We start from the raw sequence: 427 nt of genomic DNA, 5'->3' as shown, positions 1-427 counted from the left end.
CGGGTGGCGACGCGGCGGAAGTCCTTGAGGCGGTTGAAGGTCGCCTCGATGCGCCAGCGCTCGCGATAGCGCTGCTTGTCGTGGCGGATGCGTCGCTTGCGACCGCGCTTACCCGGGATGACCGGCGTGATGCCCTGCGCCCGCAGGTCGGTGCGCGGCCAGTCGGCATCGTAGCCCTTGTCGGCAGCCGGACGCCGGATCCGGCCGGGCGCTTCGGCCAGCACCACAGGCGCGGTCGTCACGTCGCTGGCGTTGCCGGGCGTCAGCAGCAGGACGCCGGGACGGCCGAGGACATCGGTGAGCGCGTGGATCTTGGTCGTCTGGCCGCCGCGCGAGGGTCCGATGGCCTGCGCTTTCGCCCCCCTTTACCGCCGTGGGCCGAGCGGTGGGCCCGCACATAGGTGCTATCGAGAGCGGCCGCATCGCC

At 72.4% G+C, this 427-nt stretch carries 1 pseudogene; it reads right to left on the bottom strand.

Annotation, left to right across the window (positions count from 1 at the left end):
• A pseudogene (locus OXS49_RS33455) lies at window positions 1–427 on the bottom strand (IS5 family transposase); the annotation flags it as partial.

Origin of the sequence: Methylobacterium sp. GC_Met_2 (genome assembly GCF_026540795.1) — a bacterium.
Taxonomy (GTDB): domain Bacteria; phylum Pseudomonadota; class Alphaproteobacteria; order Rhizobiales; family Beijerinckiaceae; genus Methylobacterium.
Note: the sequence above shows the minus strand (reverse complement) of the source record. Positions and strands in the feature narration are given on the sequence as shown.